General features: G+C 46.3%; 11 protein-coding genes. 5 read left to right on the forward strand and 6 right to left on the reverse strand.

The features are described 5' to 3' along the window. Positions 1–391: 391 nt before the first annotated feature. The 3 genes from QUA23_RS23865 to QUA23_RS23875 all read right to left on the reverse strand — a co-directional run bounded on the left by QUA23_RS23865 (position 392) and on the right by QUA23_RS23875 (position 7,383). Complete coding sequence (locus QUA23_RS23865; protein ID WP_333078582.1) at positions 392–2,191, reverse strand: serine hydrolase; 1,800 nt, start codon at positions 2,189–2,191, stop codon at positions 392–394. Between the two features lie 71 nt (positions 2,192–2,262). Continuing rightward, positions 2,263–2,997, reverse strand: coding sequence for a calcium-binding protein (locus QUA23_RS23870; protein WP_333078583.1), 735 nt, complete (start codon positions 2,995–2,997; stop codon positions 2,263–2,265). Positions 2,998–3,345: 348 nt separating this feature from the next. Then, positions 3,346–7,383 (reverse strand): Calx-beta domain-containing protein, encoded by a 4,038-nt coding sequence (locus QUA23_RS23875; RefSeq protein WP_333078584.1) that lies wholly within the window; start codon positions 7,381–7,383, stop codon positions 3,346–3,348. A 219-nt stretch (positions 7,384–7,602) separates the two neighbouring features. On the opposite strand from QUA23_RS23875, the gene QUA23_RS23880 reads away from it, so the two are divergent. Further along, entirely contained in the window at positions 7,603–9,024 is a 1,422-nt protein-coding gene (locus QUA23_RS23880; RefSeq protein ID WP_333110540.1) for an AAA-like domain-containing protein, read from the forward strand. Here the strand turns inward: QUA23_RS23880 and QUA23_RS23885 are convergent. Both QUA23_RS23885 and QUA23_RS23890 read right to left on the reverse strand, forming a co-directional pair. Then, entirely contained in the window at positions 9,021–9,878 is an 858-nt protein-coding gene (locus QUA23_RS23885) for a calcium-binding protein (protein WP_333078586.1), read from the reverse strand. The genes QUA23_RS23880 and QUA23_RS23885 overlap by 4 nt on opposite strands. Before the next feature lie 79 nt (positions 9,879–9,957). After that, complete coding sequence (locus QUA23_RS23890) at positions 9,958–10,845, reverse strand: calcium-binding protein (protein ID WP_333078587.1); 888 nt, start codon at positions 10,843–10,845, stop codon at positions 9,958–9,960. A gap of 298 nt (positions 10,846–11,143) precedes the next feature. Between QUA23_RS23890 and QUA23_RS23895 the strand changes: the two genes are divergently transcribed. Continuing rightward, the gene (locus QUA23_RS23895; RefSeq protein ID WP_333078588.1) at positions 11,144–14,947 is read left to right on the forward strand and encodes a WD40 domain-containing protein; all 3,804 of its coding nucleotides are present in this window, start codon (positions 11,144–11,146) and stop codon (positions 14,945–14,947) included. A 328-nt stretch (positions 14,948–15,275) separates the two neighbouring features. Here QUA23_RS23895 and QUA23_RS23900 read toward each other — a convergent pair whose 3' ends face one another. Then, the gene (locus QUA23_RS23900; protein WP_333078589.1) at positions 15,276–15,878 is read right to left on the reverse strand and encodes a 2OG-Fe(II) oxygenase; all 603 of its coding nucleotides are present in this window, start codon (positions 15,876–15,878) and stop codon (positions 15,276–15,278) included. Positions 15,879–16,522: 644 nt separating this feature from the next. Between QUA23_RS23900 and QUA23_RS23905 the strand changes: the two genes are divergently transcribed. The 3 genes from QUA23_RS23905 (at position 16,523) to QUA23_RS23915 (ending at position 21,423) form a co-directional block, all read left to right on the forward strand. Further along, a complete protein-coding gene (locus tag QUA23_RS23905) occupies positions 16,523–16,882 on the forward strand; it encodes a group 1 truncated hemoglobin (protein WP_333078590.1) in 360 nt (119 codons plus the stop codon). 568 nt (positions 16,883–17,450) lie between these two features. Further along, positions 17,451–19,787 carry a glycoside hydrolase family 31 protein gene (locus tag QUA23_RS23910; protein ID WP_333078591.1) on the forward strand — a complete coding sequence of 779 codons (2,337 nt, stop codon included), beginning with the start codon at positions 17,451–17,453 and terminating at the stop codon, positions 19,785–19,787. 448 nt (positions 19,788–20,235) lie between these two features. Then, a complete protein-coding gene (locus tag QUA23_RS23915; RefSeq protein ID WP_333078592.1) occupies positions 20,236–21,423 on the forward strand; it encodes a Fic family protein in 1,188 nt (395 codons plus the stop codon). Positions 21,424–21,680 lie beyond the last annotated feature (257 nt).

The following is a 21,680-nucleotide window of genomic DNA, read 5'->3' on the forward strand; positions in this document are numbered from 1 at the left end:
AAGTAGTTAAAAATAATCTAATAGCCTTGCACCCCAAACAGGATAAATATTTGGCAAACGATTTCTTACATCACTCTTGCCTAAATTTTGATAATTGGAAATAAGTTTTAGATTCAAGCATTAGGAGTGACTTGTGACTCGCCGGGTTAGAGTTTTTTATAAAATTGCATTTTTTTACTGGTAAGCTAACACGCATCTAAAGTTGATAGTCAACCTTGACGAAATTCTTGTGGTGTCTCCCGCCCGCCAAAAAAATACAATTTAGATACCTACAGCTTATCAGCAGCGCTAATTCTGTTGAATTATGTGGAGCAAATTATACTCTGCATCAAAAGCTTTTTTAGCGGTTAAAATGAATAGGATAAACTGCCGTGACGACAGGATATAAATTTTATTTGTCAACTGAACGAGGTGCAACTAGATTCCAATTCACCTGAGAAACACCGTACAAAATAAAATTATTCAACATTCCGTAAGCATCCCCACAATTGTAACCTTTAGCCTCAACACATTTCTTGTCCGCCCTTTGATTCACAGCCACAAAAACATCGACTCCCTCCGGCAACACACCCGCATACATCTTCAAATTAGCAAAATCATCAAGGATGCGGCCTGTATCATCCACCGGAGGCAATTTCCACTCTTTCGGATTGTTATTTTTCCCTAACTGGATTGCCCAAGCATGAGTGCCGTCAAGCGCTCCGTTGTGAGCAGTATATCGATTCCCAACCTGATTTCGCTTTTCCCCAATGCGCGGGTTATTCTCATAACCGCCTACCCAATATTGTGACATAAATTTGAGAAAAACTTCAGCTTCTGCAGCTAGCGAACCCGTGCCAGGACTCAAATCAGTGTTTCTGCTGCTAAACGGAACTTGGCTTAAATTCCAAGACCAATTTATTCTCCCCGGCTTCGGATTTAGCCAAGTAGCAAAATCGCAGAAGCTACCCTTCCAGATGCAGTGCGGACGCTTCAAATCCCATCCCTGCCAATAGTAGGTTTTTCCGTTCCAATGCCGTTTTTTGGGCTCGCGATCGCCAATATTTTCTACTTCTTGGCTCATGAAAATTCCCCGGCCAGCCGCAGTAGAAATTCCTAACTCGGTTTTGAAGAAAACCTCCAAAGCCGAACCTTGATGAGTTGCTGGTTTACCCATTTTAGCAGCATAGCTGCCGGAAGCTATAAGCTGCTGCAAAATAAGCGTAGGAAATGCGGGACTGGTATTGGAATAGTGATATTGACCGAGAGGATACTGAAGGCATCGCCCAGCCAAAATCTGCATAGTTTCTGTTAAAGTAGGACTCGGCAAAAAATAGCCTGCGCTAGGAGAAATGCCGAGTTGATTTTTTGCTGAACTGACAGATTTGCTGCCCCATTCGCTGACAAGTAGCTGTTCTTGTGCTTGAAAATCGGCTGGGGTTTTTAGATTGCGAAGCACAGGCAAATTTGCGGTGACATCTTCATATCTGGGCGCGCTTCGCTGAAGTCCGGATCGGTGCGACAAAAAATGTCCGAGGGTGACGTTTTGCCACTGTTTGTCTGCAAATCCTGACTTAAGATTGGCACACTTGCTGTCTTTCACGGGAACGGGAAATTTGACTTTTCCCGAAAATACGGCGTGCAATTTTTCAGGGATAATCGCTACTGGATATTGCTTGTTCAAACCAGGAATTAGCGGCGGATAATGCTCTGGATCGAACAATTTCATCCCTTCAATTTGGTCGTCAGTCAGTTCTAACCCGGCCCGATCGCGCGCCGTCTGTTTAAGCGCCCAGCGCACCATTGCAAAGGTAACAGGCTTGCTGATACTGCCCATACGCATGGGGGTATCTGCTGCGACTGGGGGAGCCAGAGGAGCCTGCATATCGTCGCCGCAAGCCGGATTCCAGTTATTAGTAGGTCTGCCTTTCATGCGGCCGAGACCCCACACACCGACGGGTTTACCTTTAACAGAAACACCGAGTACGGCCGCACCGACGCAGCGGTGGCGCATGAATTCTGTCAACGATTGCAAAATCGGCTGGAGTTGCGCGTCACCCCTACCACTAACGGGGATATTTTCTTGCGCTAAAGCTGTGTTGTTGTTGGACTCGGAAAGTTTTCCCAAGCCTCCTAAGAGGATAGCTGAAATTAAGGTCAAAGTTCTGCAGACAAGTCTGTTGATTTTTTGGCGATGATTCGCAATTTTCATGATAACAAACTCCCGATTAAAAAAAGTAGGGCGGGGCTCTGCTGCCCGCCCTGTGACAGCGATAATTAAGGCTATTGAGGGATAGGAGGCGCGGATAAGAATACTTGATTTGGGTTGACATTAGTTAAGTTTGTGCTTTGTACAACGCCAATCAAGTTATCCTTGTAAAAGATACCAGTATCTTGAACATTGTTGCCGTTCCAATCGCCGGTTTTGAGGGAATATCCGTCCGCTAAATTACCTTTAATTTGGATTTTATCTTGACCTAAACTAAAATCCGTAATTGTCGCATGGCCAGTTCCGAGGTAGTAAACGTTATTAACGTTGCCGAGTACAAAGGTGTCTGTTCCCGCGCCGCCGGCGAGAGAATCGGATTCGCTACCTGCGCCTATACCGTTACCAGCACCAGAAAAATTAGCACCGTCAAGATAATCGCTGCCGTCGCCGCCGATGAGATAATCTTTGCCGCTTCCTCCGAATAGATAATCGTTGTGCAACCCTCCCGATAGGGTATCTTTACCGCTGCCTCCGTATAGGAAATCTTCGCCAGCTTCGCCGTATAATTTATCGTTGCCGGCGTCGCCATTTAACTTGTCGCTGCCGAACCCGCCGTAGAGGATGTCATCTCCGTCGCGGCCGAACAATTTATCGTTGCCTTGATAGCCGTAGATTGTATCATTTGCAATCTGAATTTGACCTTGACCGTCTATCGTCCAATCGTCTCCAACTAAGGATTTGTGGAATTGACCGTTGCCGTTGACAGTGTTGTTGTCGTCGAATTGAGTGCCGTTGATAACTGATGACATTTTTGTTGCTCCTTGTTGTTGTGGACTTGGTGCAATAGGAATTGCGACTCAAGCAATTTGTTCTATGTAAACCAGTTTGTTCTCAAATCGAGTGACCGACAATGGGAATAAAATCAGGTAATTTAAAACCCTAAAAAATGGTGTTTGGCAACGATCTATCCGAAAAAATCAGGTACTCAAAATATTAAAGTTGGAAAAAGTCAGGTGGGCGATCGTAATTTTTAGGTCAGTCCTAGACGCACTCTCACCAAAGAAACCGGGTTTTTTACCGAATCTGCAGGTCACAACCTGCGTATTTTCGTAAAAAAACCCGGTTTCTCAACCGCCAAGCGCAACTACAAACCAATTTTAATATCCTAGTTGTGTCAGTCCTGATACGTTATTGAGAGTAGCTAAAATTTGACCGGTTGCTGTCAAGCGGATTAAGGTGTCGCTGTTGGCTTGAGTAATTGACAGTTGAGAGGAAGTCAAACCTCTAGTAAGGGCGATCGCATCTTTTCCGGGTTCAAAATCTCGAATGATATCCATCCCTGAATCGGCCCAAAGCAGAAAACGATCGTTCCCACTTCCTCCAATTAAATAATCATCTCCCAAATCGCCGCTTAAAAAGTCGTCTCCCGCTCCCCCAAAGATGGTATCATTGTCTTTTCCTCCCCAAATCGTATCATTTCCTTCACAGCCATCAAGTAAATCGTTATTTTCATCACCCCGCAAGTAATCGTTGCCACCGCCACCACAGGCAGTATCGTCACCTAAATTTCCCAACAGAGTATCGTTGCTTTCACTGCCTAAAATTAAATCTCTATCCTTACCTCCCAATAAGAAATCGTTTCCTTTGCCCCCATCCAAGAAATCGGAGTCTTCGTTGCCGTGAATGAAGTCGCTCTCTTCTCCGCCATTTAGCGAATCTTCTCCTCGATTCCCACATAATGTATCTCTTCCTTCATTACCAAGAATAATGTCTTGATTCTTGCCAGCAAAAAGCAAGTCATCTTCCGTTCCACCAGAGATAAAGTCGTTGCCTTCGTTACCGTTTAAAAAGTCATTTCCTTCGCCACCAAACAGGTTATCGTTACCTTCTTTTGCCTGGAAATAATCCTCGCTGCTGCTGCCGTCGAATGTCTCATTGCTAGCAGTACCTGTGAGGGGTAGATCGATCGTACTATTCACAACTACCTTTTCTACAGGATTGGGTTGGTTGAGATTTGGGAGGGATAGAGAGTTACAAGGGCAATCTTCTGTCGGAATTTCTGTCGGTGTCGGAGTTGCTGTGGGAATCTCTGCAGGAATTTCTGTGGGAATTGCCGTTGGTGTTGGCGTTTCTGTTGGAATTGGTGTCGGAGTTGGTGTTGGTGTTGGCGTTTCTGTCGGAATTGGTGTTTCTGCGGGAATTGGTGTCGGAATTGGAGTCGGAATTGGTGTTGGCGTTTCTGTCGGAATTGCTGTCGGTGTCGGAGTTGGTGTTGGCGTTTCTGCCGGAATTTCTGTCGGTGTCGGAATTGGTGTCGGAATTGGTGTCGGAATTGGTGTCGGAGTTGGTGTTGGCGTTTCTGTCGGAGTTGGTGTCGGAGTTGGTGTTGGCGTTGGTGTCGGAGTTTCTGTCGGAGTTGGTGTTGGTGTCGGCGTTTCTGTCGGAGTTGGTGTCGGTGTCGGCGTTTCTGTCGGAGTTGGTGTCGGTGTCGGCGTTTCTGTCGGAGTTGGTGTTTCTATCGGAGTTGGTGTCGGAGTTGGCGTTGGTGTCGGCGTTTCTGTCGGAGTTGGTGTCGGTGTTGGTGTCGGTGTCGGCGTTTCTGTCGGAGTTGGTGTCGGTGTCGGCGTTTCTGTCGGAGTTGGTGTCGGCGTTGGTGTCGGAGTTGGAGTGGGATTAGAGTCATCACTATCATCATTGACAATAATGCCCGTACTTTGGTTGGCGGCGGGATCGATGGTGGCGTTGGTGGCGTTGTTGAGGGTAACGCTGAAAGTTTCATTCGCCTCGAATTTGTCGTCGCCGTTAACAATTACAGCGATCGTTTTTGTTAGCGCTTCTGGCGAATTAAAGATGAAATTACCGTCATTATCTTCGTAGTCGATATCGCCCGTAGTAGCAGTACCGTCATCTGTCTTGTAGTTAACAGTAATGGGCAAACCAGAAGCATTGGAGAGGCTAACGGTGTAGTTGTAGGCAGTTGTGTTTGTATTGCCTTCAGCTTGGTTAATCGTGGCGGGGGCGATGCTGACAGTTGGAGGGTTATCGTTATCTGCAATTGTCAGAACTGCATTGTTGTATCGATCGCCAACTGTAGCATTTCCCGTTGGATTAGTTAGAGATAAATTAACCGTTTCGTCAGCTTCGTCGATCGCGTCATCGGCGATCGGAATAGTAACAATTTTTGGTGTCGTATCGCCCGCGGCAAAGTTAATCGCGATCGGCGTATTGGTGTAGTCAGCAGCAACAGCAGTACCATCCGTCAGCGTCAGCGTTGCCCCAACAGCACCTTTGTTACCACCGATGCGATTGACGGTAATTGCAGCACCTACAACTGTACCGTTTTCATTTACAGTGTAAGCAGGATTGCTAAATTCCAGTAAGCCGGGGGAAGGTTGAGAAAATTCCGAAGTATCGTTAGTTGTTAAGTTAGTAGCAGTAGTGACGATCGCCCCTGTTGCAGTTAAAGGCGGCGATATAAAATTAGCATTGCCAGCAGCATCAGTTATGAGATTAACAAAGTTGAGATAAGTTTGTCCTTCGCCGTTACCGCTGGGATCTAGAACAGTATTGTCAAAAAATTCGACGCGGAAAGTCGTACTGGGAATGCTGTTGAGAGTGCCGCTAAGGGTAATGTTGCCGTTACTAGCAGTTGCCGAGGTTAACACCGGGAAATTTTGCAAGCCGTTTCCGCCTGTATCCCCGTCTCCCAAGTCGTTTGGAGTAACGCCGTCGCTAGTTAAGGGATCGGCATCGTTATCGAGATCGATACCTAAACCATTATTAGAAAAGATGGAATTGCCTAAAATTGCCAAACCGTTGCTATCAGTCACTTGAATGCCGTTGCTACCGCTAAATGCGATCGTGTTGCCTTCCCCCGCAGCGGTACCGCCGATGCGGTTATTCACACCAGCCTTGAAAGCTACGACGTTGCTGTACAAAGTATTGGGTAAAGGAGTGCTGCCGTCAGCTTGCGTGCCGAGATAGTTGCCGATAACGCGGTTGCCAGTTGTCTGGTCGCCAAGCAAATAGACGCCCATTTGATTGCCGGAAATGACATTGCCTTCTTGCGGTGTCGTGCCGCCGATGATGTTGCTTTCGCCAACAGCAATCCAGACGCCGATCGGATTTCCCAAAGTGGCAGTACCGCTGATATTTGTGCCGATATAGTTGCCGACAACTCGGTTTGTCGCAGGTACACCGCCTGAAGGTTCGCCTAAAACTGTGGGCGCTTGTAGAAAAGCAATACCCGCCGTCTGACTGCCAGAAATGATATTGCGTTCTTGAGGCGTCGTTCCGCCGATAATATTGTTAGAAGCGCTGCCAATAGAGATGCCATAGATACTGTTTCCTAGCGCTACATTACCCGTGATATCAGTGCCGATGAGGTTGCCGACAACTCGATTTTGATTGGCAGTTGAACCGTTAATCAAAATTCCGCTACCGATGCCCACAGTGCCAGAAATCAGGTTGTCCTGAATCAAGTTTTCAGGCGCATTGCGGATGCTGATGCCAGCGTTGTTGGCGATCGCAACAGTACCAGTAACATCAGTGCCGATACGGTTGCCGATTACTTGGTTGTTGCGCGCAGCGATGCCGGAAATCTCGATGCCAAGCCCGACATTTGAATTGTCGTTGCCAGAGATTAAGTTGTTCTCGATCCGATTATCTGGAACGCGATCAATCCAGATCCCCCTGCGGTTGCCCCGGTTGACCGTACCCGAAAGATCGGTGCCGATATGGTTGCTGGCGATTGCATTGCCGCCATTGGTTTGCAAGCGGATGCCTGCCAAGCTAAATCTGTTGATCGCTAAACCTTGGACTGTACTGTTTCCAGCAGTGATATCAAGTCCGACAATCCCACCTCCGGCGAGGTTGCCACTCAGTTCCACCAGTGGCAAACCGTTATAGCCCGCGCCGCCTTGACTCCAACCATCGATAATAACTGGATCGGAGATGGGCGGCAGTGCGGATAGAGGCTGAATTAATTGCTGAGAACCGATCGCCCCGATATTAAAGGCGATCGTATCGCGATCGGCCGCAGTACCGACAGTACCGTTAATCTGTGCTTGTTCTGCCACTGTCAAAGCCGGAAGATTCAGAGTACCATTGGCAATCAGAATTGCCTCTCTGAGGGTGAGGACGGCATTCCTGATATTCGAGTCATCTGTGCTATTAACGGTAATGGTAGCAGCCATAATTTTTCTCCTTATACCCTGGTGTTGGCGAGGTTCGGCTATTGTTGGTTAGGCGATCGATAATTGCGATCGGGCTCGGCAATCAACTTGCTTGTAAACCAGTTTATTTTCTAAGAACAAAAGCGACCAGGGGAGTAAAATCAGGCGTTTCTACAAGGACTGACAGTAAAAACTCAGGTTAAATCAGTTAAAATAGGGAAAAGTCAGGGTAACTTTCCAGTGCAGGAACAACTGCTCTCTTGCAAGCATCTGCATACTTACGTATATGGGTACTTACCCGTCAATCCCATGAACTCAGAATTAGAATTCTCTTGGAGCAAAACCAAAGAATCTGCCGATCGCATTTTTGCTCAAAACACCGGCAAACATCTCAGCGACATCGAAATGAAAGTCCTTCAAGGTTCCTGGGAAGGAAAAAGTTACGATGAAATCGCCAAAACTTACGGCTACAGTGCTGAATACCTCAACAAAGATGTCGGCAATAAATTGTGGCACAAGCTTTCAGAAGCCTTAGCCGAAAAAATCACGAAGAAAAATTTTAAAGAAGCTCTGAGGAGATTTGCATCGCAAGAGTCCACTCAATATATTAACACCAACCTGCTCTTACAACCGCTGACTGCGGCAAATTTGCAGTTTCCCGAAGGCTCGGTATCATTAGATTCTCCTTTTTATGTGGAGCGTTGCAACATTGAATCTTTGTGCTGCGAGACTGTTGTAAAACCCGGTTCTCTGATTCGGATTAAAGCACCGGAGATGATGGGCAAAACTTCACTGATGAACCGAATTTTAGCTGGCGCTGTTCGGGAAAACTATCACGCAGTTTATCTCGATTTGAGCGCCGCCGACCGAGGAATATTAACAAATCTTGATAAGTTTCTGCGCTGGTTGTGTTTGATGGTAAGCCGACAGTTAAAGTTAGAAAACAAGTTAAACGAGTATTGGGATACGGATATTTTGGGCAGCAACGATAACTGTACTGTTTACTTTGAAGAGTATTTGCTGGCAGAAACAGAAACGCCTCTGGTTTTGGGGTTGGATGAAGTCGATCGCCTCTTTCCCTACACCGAAGTAGTTGAAGATTTTCTGGGGATGCTGCGAAGCTGGCACGAAAAAGCCAAGATTTCGGATATCTGGAAAAAACTGCGGTTGGTAATGGCGCATTCTACGGAAGTTTATATTCCTTTGGACATGAATCAATCTCCGTTTAATGCGGGGGTGCCCGTTGAGTTGCTGGAGTTTGACAGCCAGCAAATTCACGATTTAGCTCGGCTGCACGGCTTGGAATGGGATCAGGGGCAGTTGCGAGAGTTAATAAATGCGATCGGCGGGCATCCTTATTTAGTAAGATTGGCAATGTATGAGATTAGTTGTGGAAAAATCTCCTTAGCTCAGTTATTAGAAAATGCGGCATCAGAATCGGGAATTTACAGCAGTCATTTGCGAAAGCATTTGGAAATACTGCAACACAATCCAGAATTAGCTTTAGCTTTGAAAAAAGTTGTCAATTCTGCCGAACCAGTTGAATTAGATTCGATGCAAATTTACAAATTGCACAGCATGGGAATTGTGCGGCGGCAAAACAATTATGTCATGCCGCGTTGCAATTTGTACCGCGAATATTTCTGCCGCGTTTTAGCTTAAAAAGCGGAGATGAACACCTGATTGGGGTTGACATTGGTAATATTTTGGTCTTGCACAACACCAATTAAATCACCCTTGTAGAAGACTCCAGTGTCTTGGACATTGCTACCTTCCCAGTTGCCAAGTCCAAGCGAATAACCGTCTGTTAGAATGCCTTGAATTTGGATTTTATCGGTTTGAGTTAAGCTAAAGTCCGTAATTGTGGCGTAGCCATTTCCGAGGTAGTAAACGCTATTTGCGTCACCCAACGCGAACCTGTCCTCTCCAATGCCACCTGTGAGGATGTCGAATTCATTTTCCCCAAAGCCGAAACCAGTAAGTTGATCGTTACCACTTCCGCCCAAGAGACTGTCATTGCCGGTACCGCCAAGCAGAGCATCGTCTAAATTACCACCAATCAGCCGATCGTTACCAGGGCCGCCAACTAGATAGTCGTAGCCAACGCCGCCATATAAAGTGTCATTACCAGCGCCACCATCGAGAACGTCGTTGTTAGACCCACCATCTAGATAGTCATTTCCACCAAGACCCAACAATATATCGCTTCCTGCATCACCATAGATTGTGTCAGATCCCAGCGTTAATACAGGGCCATTGGGGCCTTGCATCCATTCAGGATCTTTACCAACTAACTTGGGTCGGAATTGACCGTTATTGAAGGTATCGTCGTCATTGAAAGGGGTTCCATTAATAATTGCCATTTCAGTTGCTCCTTGTTCTTCAAAATTAGGGCGTAGAGATTGAGCGAAACCCACGTAGATGAATTTTGTTTGTGTAGGCAAGGGTGCAAGTTCGATGACGGGCGTCGCCACATTCGACTTGCACCCAGACGAGCGGTTTCCAACCGCAGGCAAGCCGGGTATTTTCTCTTAAGTTGACACGCCAAGAATGGGCGGGGCGAAGCGGAAGGTGTGCAGCGCCCTACAGATAGAATTACACAAAAGAGAGGGTTAAATCCGCAGCCATTGTGTCAGAGACTACGGCAATCATGTCACCTTGATAAAATATTTTTGTGTCTTTCAGAGAGTCATTGCCGTAATTGTAGTATCCCGATACAAATTCGTAGTCTTGCTTTTGACCGACCATCAAAATTGCATCTCCATCTGCTTTCTTAAAGTCCCGAATAATTGCATAAGCGTGCTCGCCTAAGCCATCTAAGTAAGGAACTTCAAACTCTGGCCCGTCGATAACTAGCGAGAATGTATCGGCTCCGGAACCGCCAATTAAGGTATCGACTTCATAATAATCGTATCCGTCACCATTGGCGTGACCAACAAGAAAATCGTTGCCGCTATTCCCTTCTAGCCAATCGGAATCGCCACCGCCATAGACTTTATCATTGCCAGTACCGCCAAATAGGAAGTCGTCACCGTCAAGGCCTTTGAGTGTATCTGCACCGCCACCGCCAAAGATGTCATCGTCCGTGTAATGCTTTCCTACTAAGTAGTCATTTCCTGGCGTTCCCTGTATGTTGTCATTGGGTAAGCCACTGATTTTATCGATGCGGCCGAATAAGCTGTTAGTAGAGTTGCTATCTGCGGCGATTACTTCACGTATTTCTACCATTGGATTACCATCGTCTTCTGTCCGGGGAACATCGGTGAAGTCTTCAATAAAAGGGGATTTATTGGGATTCGGATCGCCATCGGGGTCTGTCCGGGGAACATCGGTAAAGTCTTCAATCAAACCGAATTTATTAGGCTTAGGATTCGGATTATCTGAATCAGGGTCTTCCTTTCGGGGAACGTCGGTCAAGTCTTCAATTAAACCGAATCTCAGGGTAGAAATGTTAGCGTCGGCGATCGTTCTAAGTTCTGTCATGGTAGTAATCCTATTTATGAGTGTATTCTGAGTTTGTCAAAGCGCTAAGTGTTTGTATTTGTTTGCTGCACCTTTCGCTTTCTGTTACCAGTTTCTTGCTAAAACTATTGAACTGCAATGGTGATAAAATCAGGTATTATAGGAACTGATAAATAGCTGAACACTCGGAATTTATCGGAAAAAATCAGGTGCAGCCTGACAAAGCATCATCAAAATCAGCAAAAATCAGGTTTTTGGGTAAATCTCTACATAGTCAGGTTTGCGATCGTACAATCAAATCTAGATTTTGGTGCAGGCAATGATGAAAGAATCTCCAGTTAGTGATGAATATCAGATTGGCGGGAGTCTCCCCGCAGATGCGTCGAGTTACGTGACGCGACAAGCAGACTGGGACTTTTACGAAAATTTGAAAGCGGGTGAGTTTTGTTACGTTTTGAATTCGCGGCAAATGGGCAAATCTAGTTTGCGGGTGCGGGCTATGCAAAAATTGCAAGCTGAAGGTACTGTTTGCGCTTTTATCGATTTAACTGGGATTGGTAAGGAAGATGTAACTCCCGAAAAGTGGTATGCAGGCATTGTCAATTCTTTGGTCAGTAGCTGTCAGCTAGGGAATAAAATTAATTGGCGGAATTGGTGGCGCGAACGCCGGGATTTGTTATCGCCCGTACAACGGTTTAGTTTGTTTATTGAAGAAGTTGTTTTAGTTGAAATTGAAGCAAGCATTGTTATTTTTATTGACGAGATAGATCGAGTATTGAGCATGAATTTTTCGGCTGATGAGTTTTTTGCTCTGATTCGCTGGTTTTACAATCAAAGAGTTGACAATCCTCTGTACCGGCGTTTGACTTTTGCGCTGTTGGGGGTGGCGACGCCTTCGGATTTGATTGCTGATAAAACTCAAACTCCTTTTAATATTGGTAAGGCGATAAATTTACGCGGTTTTCAGATTGATGAAGTGCAGCCTTTAATTGATGGTTGGCAGGGGCAAGTTGCCAATCCTGAAAGTGCGATCGCAGATATTTTGGATTGGACGGGGGGACAACCTTTTTTGACCCAAAAGCTGTGCAAGTTAATACTGGAAAAGGAGTTGAAGAAAGTTAACTGCAGAGACGCAGAGGGCGCTGAGAAAGACAGGCAGGATGCCTGTTCCACCCCCACAGACAGGCAGGATGCCTGTTCCACACAGGAGGACGGAGTTGAGAGGTTGGTGAAGTTGCGGATTGTGGAGAATTGGGAGTCTCAGGATGAGCCTGAACATTTGAAAACTATTCGCGATCGCCTTTTGAGAAATCAGCAAAAAGCGGGGCAGTTATTGGGGGTTTACCAGCAGGTTTTGCAATCCGCTAACCCCCCCCAACCCCCCCTTGCTAAGGGGGGGCTAAATGCTGATTTATCTCTGAGTAGTGCGGGGCTAAATGCGGCTATTTCACCCCTGGGAAAGCAAGAAATAGCCACTCTTGCTCCCCCCCTTGCTAAGGGGGGGCTGGGGGGGGTTCTTGCTGATGGCAGTCCAGAACAAACGGAATTGCGACTGTCAGGTTTAGTGGTGCAACAACAGGGAAAATTAAAAGTTTATAACCGCATTTATGCCGAAGTTTTTAATATTGAATGGGTGGAAAAACAGTTAGGAAAGCTGCGACCTTATTCGGAAAATTTTAATGCTTGGAATGCTGCCAATTTTGAGGATAATTCGCGGCTGCTGCGGGGTCAGGCGCTACAACAAGCTTTGGAATGGGCTAAACACCAAAGTTTAAGCCATCTGGATTACCGCTTTTTAGCGGCGGCTCAGGATTTGGAAAAGCGAGAAGTTGAATTGGCTTTTGCACTGCAAGCTGAGGAAAGTCAAATATTGGCACAAGCTAATGAAACTTTAAGTCTGGCTCAGCATCAAGCTAAAACAGAGTTAACTTTAGCGAAAAAACAAGCTAGAAAGATAATTGCGATCGGTTCGACAATTTTAGGGATATCTTTAGCAGCAGCTATGGCTGTACAATTGCAAGTAATTAAAGCCGATCGAGAACTCGCAGAAACTAAAATAGTCCTCGAAAGTTTGTCCTCAAAGACAACTTTAGCCTCAAACCCTTTTCCAGCACTGCTCGAAGCACTGCAAGCAGCACATAAACTTAAAAAATTAGAGGCATTCAGTCCGGCAAAATCCGAAACTAAGATGCAAGTATCGATCGCCCTCCAACAAGCAATTTACAGCATCCGAGAGCGCGATCGGCTCCTCGGCCACCAAGCTGTCGTCAGAAACGTCGTTTTCTCGCCCGATGGAAAAATCCTCGCATCCGCTAGCGAAGACGATACCGTCAAACTCTGGAACCCAGACGGGATATTGCTCAGAACCCTAACCGGACACCGCGACAACATTTGGACTGTCAGTTTCTCACCTGACGGCAAGACGATCGCATCTGCTAGCGACGATGCTACTATCAAACTCTGGAACATCGAAAACGGCACAGAAATTAGAACCCTTACGGGGCATAGGGGCTGGGTGAGAGGAGTCAGTTTTGCTCCCGACGGATTGGCGATCGCATCTTCGGGTTCCGACGGCACTGTCAAACTCTGGAATCCAGCAGACGGCACTTTGCTCCAAACCTTTACCGGACATAGGGGCTGGGCAACAAGCGTCACTTTTTCGCCCGACGGGAGGGCGATCGCATCTTCGGGTAGCGATCGCACTGTCAAACTCTGGAATCCAGCAGACGGAACGGAAATCGCAACGCTGAGGGGCCATACCAATGCTGTCAGAAGTGTCAGTTTCTCCGACGACGGCAAAACCCTAGCATCTTCGGGCGAAGACGGTTTAGTCAAGCTGTGGGATGTCCAAAACCTGACTCTCCTCAAAACCCTGCAAGCCCACACCAGGCAAGTCTGGAACGTCAAATTCAGTCCCAGAGACAGCCGCAGCCAAACTCTGGCTACGGCTAGCGAAGACGGCACCGTCAAATTGTGGAATTTGTCGCAGTTAGGAGACATCGAGCCACAAACGCTCAAAGGACACACCGGCAGGGTTGCCAGCCTTAGTTTCAGTCCCGACGGCCGCACTTTGGCAACGGCAGGTACCGATCGCACGGTACGACTCTGGAACCTCACCGGCATCGAACCGAAAGTGCTTGAAAGCCACCGCCGTCAGGTTTTCAGTGCGAGTTTCTCGCCCGACGGCAAAACTGTTGCCTCCGGTAGCAACGATCGCACTGTTAAATTGTGGAATGCACAAAACGGCAGCGAAATCAAAACTTTTCTAGGACATCGAGGTGCCGTCACCAGCGTCATTTTCGCCCCTGACGGCAAAATTTTAGCATCTGCAGGAAGCGATAAAACTATTAAATTGTGGAACCTAGAAACCGGCACCGAAATCAAAACTCTTTCAGGACATCAGAGGGGAATTGATAGCGTTGTTTTCAGTCCCGACGGTAAAATCTTAGCATCAGCCGGAGTCGATAAAACTGTTAAATTGTGGCATCTAGAAAGCGGTACTCAAATCAAAACCTTCACAGGACATCTCGAAAGAGTTAGAAGTGTCACATTCAGTCCCGATGGCAAAACTTTAGCATCCGCAGGAAACGATCGCGCGATCTATTTCTGGGATTTAAAGAATTTAGAATCTACTCCAAGAAGGATTCTGAGAGCGCATAACAGCCGAATTACCAACCTCCGTTTCAGTCCCGACGGCAAAATCTTAGCATCCGCTTGCGATGACAGCACAATTAAATTGTGGAATGCAGAAACAGGCACCGAACTCAAAACGATCAAAGGACACGGAACTTGGGTAAAAAGCATTAGTTTCAGTCCCGACGGCAAAACGATCGCATCTGCAAGTTTCGATCACACAATTAAATTGTGGAATGTAGCAGACGGCCAAACGGGATCGGAGGTGCTGCCCCTACAAACTTTTGAGGGACATAGCGATCGAGTTAATGACGTTAACATCAGTCCCGACGGCAAAACTCTTGTTTCTGCCAGCGATGATTCTACTTTAAGGATCTGGAATTTGAAACTTGATTTAGATAATTTAATGAAACTGAGTTGCCAATGGCTGAGCAATTATATTGCTAATCATCCCGAAGAAAAAGCGCTCCCCGAAATCTGCAATCCTTAAAAAACAGGATTTACACAACTGGCACTTTAAACAAAGGTATGTTGTTGCGCTGAAGCGCTCTTTCATATCCTAAGAGCGCTGAAGCGCAATAACATACCTAAAAGTCTTGTGACAGTTGCGTAAGTCTTGAGATTAAAGATTTGGCAACGACTAATGAACTAAGGGTTTGGTTCAGGTGCCTACAGTGGCCTTCTTTTTTTACGGGTATAAACAAGCGCCCAACATAGAGCTGGGTATTTAAGTTTGTTTTGTAGGTAGCCTGACAGTAATTCCTGCTTAGGGAGACATTTTGATTGTCAAAAAAGCTGTTTTTTTTAGATAATAAACCTTACTTGCTTTTGGCTTTCACGGCCCTAGATTCCACGGTGAATCTTGGAATATCTTGCAATTCTGTTTCGCTCAAACTGTACTGTTCGCAAACCAAACTCAAACGAGTTCCGGTACTTTTAACAGCGTTGACAGAGTGAGTCAAATCTCCTTGAAAATAAATTAGCGAGTTGGCTTGCGGCTTAATCTGCCCGACTTGCTGTTTGTTGCGCCGCAGTATCAACTCTCCCCCTTGCAAGTTCGGCGGTACTTGTACGTACAAAACGCTGACGGCTGCGGGAGGTTCAACTGTTTTGCAGTACGATCGCAATGATCGATCGATATGCGGATCGACGCGGGAACCTTCACCCAGCAACAAAGGGTTGAGGTAAAAAGCATTGCATTCAGGCTGTAATGCTTGGTCTAGATAGGGTTTGAACAAGGGAAACCGCCGTTCTACTTCGGCGATTTCCGAACGTTGAAACACCACGGAAAACCCTTTTGTGCCAATGAAATCGCGATTGAGGTTGTTGATTGCTAGATAAGGGGAGGCTAGAATTGCTCCTCGCAAGTCGTTGAGGTAGTCGAGCGAGAAAGCGTTAGGATGTTGGCTATAGTATTTCAAGGCACTCAAAAATCATCAAAGTTTAAGGAAACAGCAGATAGAAATGCAGCAATCGCTCAGATTTGGGATTGCTTCGTTCCTGGCGGAGGACATAATAATCTTATTTTCAGTCCGCGTACTTAAGTCAAAGGTTTTTTTTTACTGCGGGCGATCGCCCGGAAGTGTCGAAACCGACTAGCAACGGCAGAATATCAGTATACAGGCGATCGTTGTGGTGAGTCGATTATATTTGCAATTCGATTATACATGATGCCGCTCAGCAGCCGATCGCCCATTTATTTTAACTTGTCCAATTGCAGGGGCGAGCCTAATTTCCGCGATCGCATCCGGTCTCTGTTTTATCACTAATTTCTTGAGTTTGCTAGCTTTAAAACCAATGCGTGTTGGTGCTGTGTAGGAAACATCTTGCTAAAAAAAGCAATCCGTGCATTAGGTCAAAATGCTGGGAGGGCGATCGACAATCTCTAACTGGCGATAGAACGTTAATAAAGTTGACAAATAGAGGGTAGTCTACAAAATACCCGCAGTCGCAAAAGTTACTAAATAATTATTTCAGATTAAATTAATATTTCACAGAGCCAAAAAAATAAAGCGGCCAGCTATAATTAAAGAGTAAGTAAAAAAAAACAACTCGCTGAAACGATATGCCAACAACATTGTACGAAAAAATGGGTGGAGAGCCAGCTATTAAAGAGATGGTTGATGATTTTTACCGCGATGTTTTGGCTGACGAGGTAGTGAGCCACTTCTTCGATCATACAGATATGGCAAAGCAGGCCCGCCATCAAACTGCTTTTATCTCTTATGCTCTCGGCGGCACCAAGCAATACTCAGGTCGTTCAATGGAGAAGGCTCACTCAGGTTTGAATCTACAGCCAGAACACTTTGATGCGATTGTGAAGCATTTGACCGATGCCATCATTGCCCACGGGGCGTCGCCAGAGGATCTTGATGAAGTGCTAGGTAAAATAGCTACTTTGAAAGAGGCTGTTTTGTACAAGTAATATCGAGTGAATGCAACAGAGTTTTTGCAGCACTATAATAGTAATAAAAGTGGAGATTTCGTAATTAAGCAGCGAAATATTCACTTTGTTTTTTGCCGGATATAATGAACCGCGAAGACGCGAAGGAAGAGAAGAGTTTATAATTAATGCGAGCATTCCTATAGTTATTTAATCGGTATCCAGTAGGAGTTGTGGGAAGCAATCACGCGAGCGATATAGTAGTACATTTAAGTTATTTCTGACATCTTGCACCGTTATCAATAAGAGGCAAGATGCCTGTTCACAAAAACTAAATTTTCTTGTGGAACAGGCATCTTGCCTGTTCATAAAGCCTGATGGAAAAGGGTGCAAGGTGTCAGTTATTTTGACTTGGTTTATGGATACCTGTTTCATTTTTTATAGTAGCTTATTCGGATAGCCCCGGTAGGGCTGAAGTATATTTTACCGCATTTGTTCATTTATTTGAAATGCTGAGAAGTTATATTCCTCCTTTAGCTAGATGACGGTAGTTAAGTGCGGATTGCACGATCGGTTTACTAATTGCCAATTACCAATTACCAAATCGTATATGCCGCAATACTTCGGAAAACTTCAAAAAACCGAACAGCCTTGGTCAACAATCGGTTCGGTAGAATCCATAAATAAAACCGATCGCACCTTTCACTTTAATTGCGGTGAAACTTCCCTAAACCTCAGCATCCTCGCGCCGAATTTGATCCGAGTGCGAATGTCCCCGACAGGTGAATTCAAAAGCCGATCGCACTCAATAACAGTCCCTGACGAAGAGTGGGAAATTACACCATTTGAAGTGCGAGAAACAGACGAAAAAATAGAAATTGAAACATCACAAATAACTATTTCAGTCAAGCGCGATCGCACTTCCATCGAATGCTTTGACAAATCGGGAAAACCCTTTGCTAGCGACTGCGATCCCAGTATGGGATGGCGCACCGGTGCAACCGCAGGCTGGAAGCGCATCGAAGCAGACGAGCACTTCTACGGTTTCGGACAACGCACCGGCTTTCTCGACAAACTCTCGGAAGTCAAGACAAACTGGACAATAGACGCGCTTGACTACAATTCCCTCAGTGATGAAATGTACCAGGCGATCCCATTTTACATCGCCCTGAATCCCGATCGCGCTTACGGCATCTTTTTCAACACTACATTTTGGAGTCAATTCGACATCGGCGCCGAACAACCGGGAGTTTTGCGGATGGAAACCAGAGGCCCGGAACTCGATTACTACATCATTTACGGCCCGGAACCCGCCCAAATTCTAGCCACCTACACCCAGTTAACCGGTCGGATGCCGCTTCCGCCAAAATGGGCGCTGGGATACCACCAATGCCGCTGGAGCTACGACTCCGAGGACGTTGTGCGGGAGTTGGCGAAGGAATTTCGCGATCGGGCCATTCCCTGCGATGTCATCCACCTCGACATCGACTATATGAACGGCTACCGCATTTTTACCTGGAGCCCGAAGCGTTTCCCCGATCCCGCGAAACTGATCGCAGACTTGAAAGCAGCCGGTTTTAAGGTTGTCACGATTGTCGATCCCGGTGTCAAGTACGAACCGGAAGGAGATTATGAAGTATTCGATCGGGGTGTGGAAAATGACTATTTCGTCCGCACCGCAGAGGGAAGGCTATTTCACGGTTACGTTTGGCCCGAAAAAGCGGTGTTTCCAGACTTCCTGCGGCCAGAGGTGCGCCAGTGGTGGGGCGAATTGCACAAAAACCTTACAGATATGGGCGTTGCGGGGATTTGGAACGACATGAACGAACCTTCGATCGCAGAACGACCTTTTGGCGACGGCCACGACCACATCTGGTTTCCGCTGGATGCACCGCAAGGCCCGGAATCTGAGGGCGCCACCCACGCGGAAACGCACAATTTGTATGGGTTGATGATGGCGAAAGCTTGTTCGGAAGGGTTGCAAAAAGTGCGATCAAACGAGCGATCTTTTGTGCTGACGCGATCGGGTTTTGCGGGCATTCAGCGTTACTCCTCGGTATGGATGGGCGACAATCAATCGCAGTGGGAATACTTAGAAATGTCGCTACCAATGCTTTGCAATATGGGGCTTTCCGGCGTGGCGTTTGTCGGTTGCGACATCGGGGGTTTTGCGGAGAATGCAACCGCCGAAATGTTCGCGCGGTGGATGCAGGTGGGAATGCTGTATCCCTTGATGCGCGGTCATTCGGCGATTAGTACGGCGCAGCACGAACCGTGGGTTTTCGGCGATCGCACTGAGAAGATTTGCCGCGAATACATGAATTTGCGCTATCAGTTGTTGCCTTATATTTACACGTTGTTTTGGGAAGCTGCGACGACGGGAACGCCGATTTTGCGACCGCTACTATATCAATTTCCGCGCGATCGGGCAACTTATCATCTTTACGATCAAGTATTGCTCGGCCCGTCGCTGATGGCTGCACCCGTTTATCGGCCGGGAGTGGAACACCGCGCTGTGTATTTGCCGGAGGGGACTTGGTACGATTGGTGGACGGGGGAATGCTATCAGGGCCCGACGCACATTTTGGCTTATGCGCCTTTGGAGAGAATGCCGCTTTACGTGCGGGGTGGGGGCATAATTGCGATCGCACCTGTGAGGCAATTTGTCAGCGAAGAACCGCTTGAGTCATTAAAAATGCGAATTTGGCCCGGAAGCGGTGAATGGACGCTTTATGAGGACGATGGACACAGTTTTGAACATGAAAAAGGTGTCTGGGCTACGACTAATTACAAGGTGTATTTAGAAGGAGACAAAAGTATCGTTGAAATTGCCGCGCGCGAGGGTCAATTTTTGATATCAGAACGCGAAGTTATTGTGGAAGTTGTTGGCGTTGGCGAACAGCGATTTACAGATGACGGTACGGTGCGGCGTTTGACATTTGGATAGTTTTGGCATAAAGCGGTTTATGCTATGGTGGCATTCAGGGCGATCGCTCGATCTGGCAGAGTTTGAGATGGAAAGAGCGATCGTATCCCTCGATCAATCTGAGCCTGTGATTCCGGTAGGGATGCTTGGTCGCGCTTAGCCCGCAATCTCAAAGCTGAAATTGATGAGGATTTAATTTAGTCTTATCAAGGGACTGTCTCGTTACCTTTTCAAATCGGTGAGTATCAGCGCGTTGCTGTCAAGATTGTGGACGATCGGGGGATTGAAAGTTTTAAAATTATCCGATCGCAGCCATCATCTCTCTCTAGCATTGCCGAAGAGTTGGCCCGTCCTGCATCCTTATTATAGTGAAAATGGCTTTAGTATAATAAAAGTTCGATCCGGTAATCTTATTTCACTGGAATAACATAAGATAGCAAAACCTCAACCTTTGTCCCTTAGACACCCAATGATGCGATCAGGTCGATATGTCCAACAAATAGAAGGATACAGCGCCTTCATTCCAGCCCCACTCCCCCCAAAGCCACCGATCAAAATGGACGCCGCGCTCAACCGCTTGCTCTCGGATGCAGATCGCGCTTTGGGAAGACTCGACGGTGCCACCTCTATTTTGCCCAACCCTGACCTATTTGTAGCGATGTATGTCCGTCAGGAAGCGGTTCTTAGCTCGCAAATTGAAGGGACACAAAGCACCCTAGAGGACGTACTTCAATATGAAATCGATGTCAAAGGTCAAGAACGCTTTAAAGATGTGCAGGAGGTTGTTAACTACGTTAACGCCATGAACTACGGTTTAAAGCGGCTTCAAGAATTACCACTTTGTCTGCGCTTGCTGCGAGAGATCCATGCAGAATTGATCAAAGACGTGCGAGGGAGCGAGCGCACGCCCGGAGAATTTCGGAAAAGTCAAAATTGGATTGGCCCTCCAGGTTGTGACCTGGCTACTGCTGCTTTTGTACCTCCAACAGTGGCAGAAATGCACCAAACCCTCGATAATCTAGAAAAATTTTTGCACGATACCAATTCCTTACCTGTACTCATTCATTGCGGATTAGCTCACGCTCAATTTGAAACAATACACCCATTTTTAGACGGAAACGGACGAATTGGACGATTGCTAATTACTTTTCTGCTTTGCCAGCAAGGAATCCTTCAAAAGCCTTTACTATACCTCAGTCATTATCTAAAATTTCACAGAATAGAGTATTACGATCGCCTAATGGCAATTCGCACTCAAGGAGATTGGGAAGGATGGTTAAAGTTTTTTCTTCAAGGTATTTTTGAAGTCAGCCAGTCAGCCACAGCAACAGCCCGTTCTATTCTGGAAATGCGAGAAAAACATCGTGAAATCATCGGTCAGCAGATTTCCACCAGCAGTTATGGGTTGCGCTTGCTAGAATTACTTTTCCAGCACCCGATCGTAAATATTCGTTTGGTAGAAAATGAACTGCAATGTACTTACGCAACCGCGAGTAAAATCGTAGAACAATTTGTCAAACTTGGCTTGCTATGCGAAGTCACAGGTTGGCAACGCAACAGACTTTATCGTTACGAACCCTATCTCGATCTTTTTGAAAGCAACTACACATTAATCAATCCCGAAAAATCTGATTCTATTCCATCAACTCAAAGTTAATCTTTTTTTAAAATAGCCAAATTGATGCGCTCGCCAACTACAATTAATCAACTCATTATCTATTGAAAGTCTAAATCATTCCTGAAGATTTGTAGGGGTAATATCCCGTGCCTACCTCGATCGATCAGGGCAACTACGAGGGGATTGCCCTAACTTAATTTTACCACTCATTTAGGCGCTATACAGCACTTTGCGTGACTAAGAGGTACAGTAACAGCAGTGAGCAAAATAATTTTTGATTTGCTTAGTTGAACATA

This window comes from Microcoleus sp. Pol1C5 (genome assembly GCF_036701115.1).
GTDB lineage: Bacteria > Cyanobacteriota > Cyanobacteriia > Cyanobacteriales > Microcoleaceae > Microcoleus.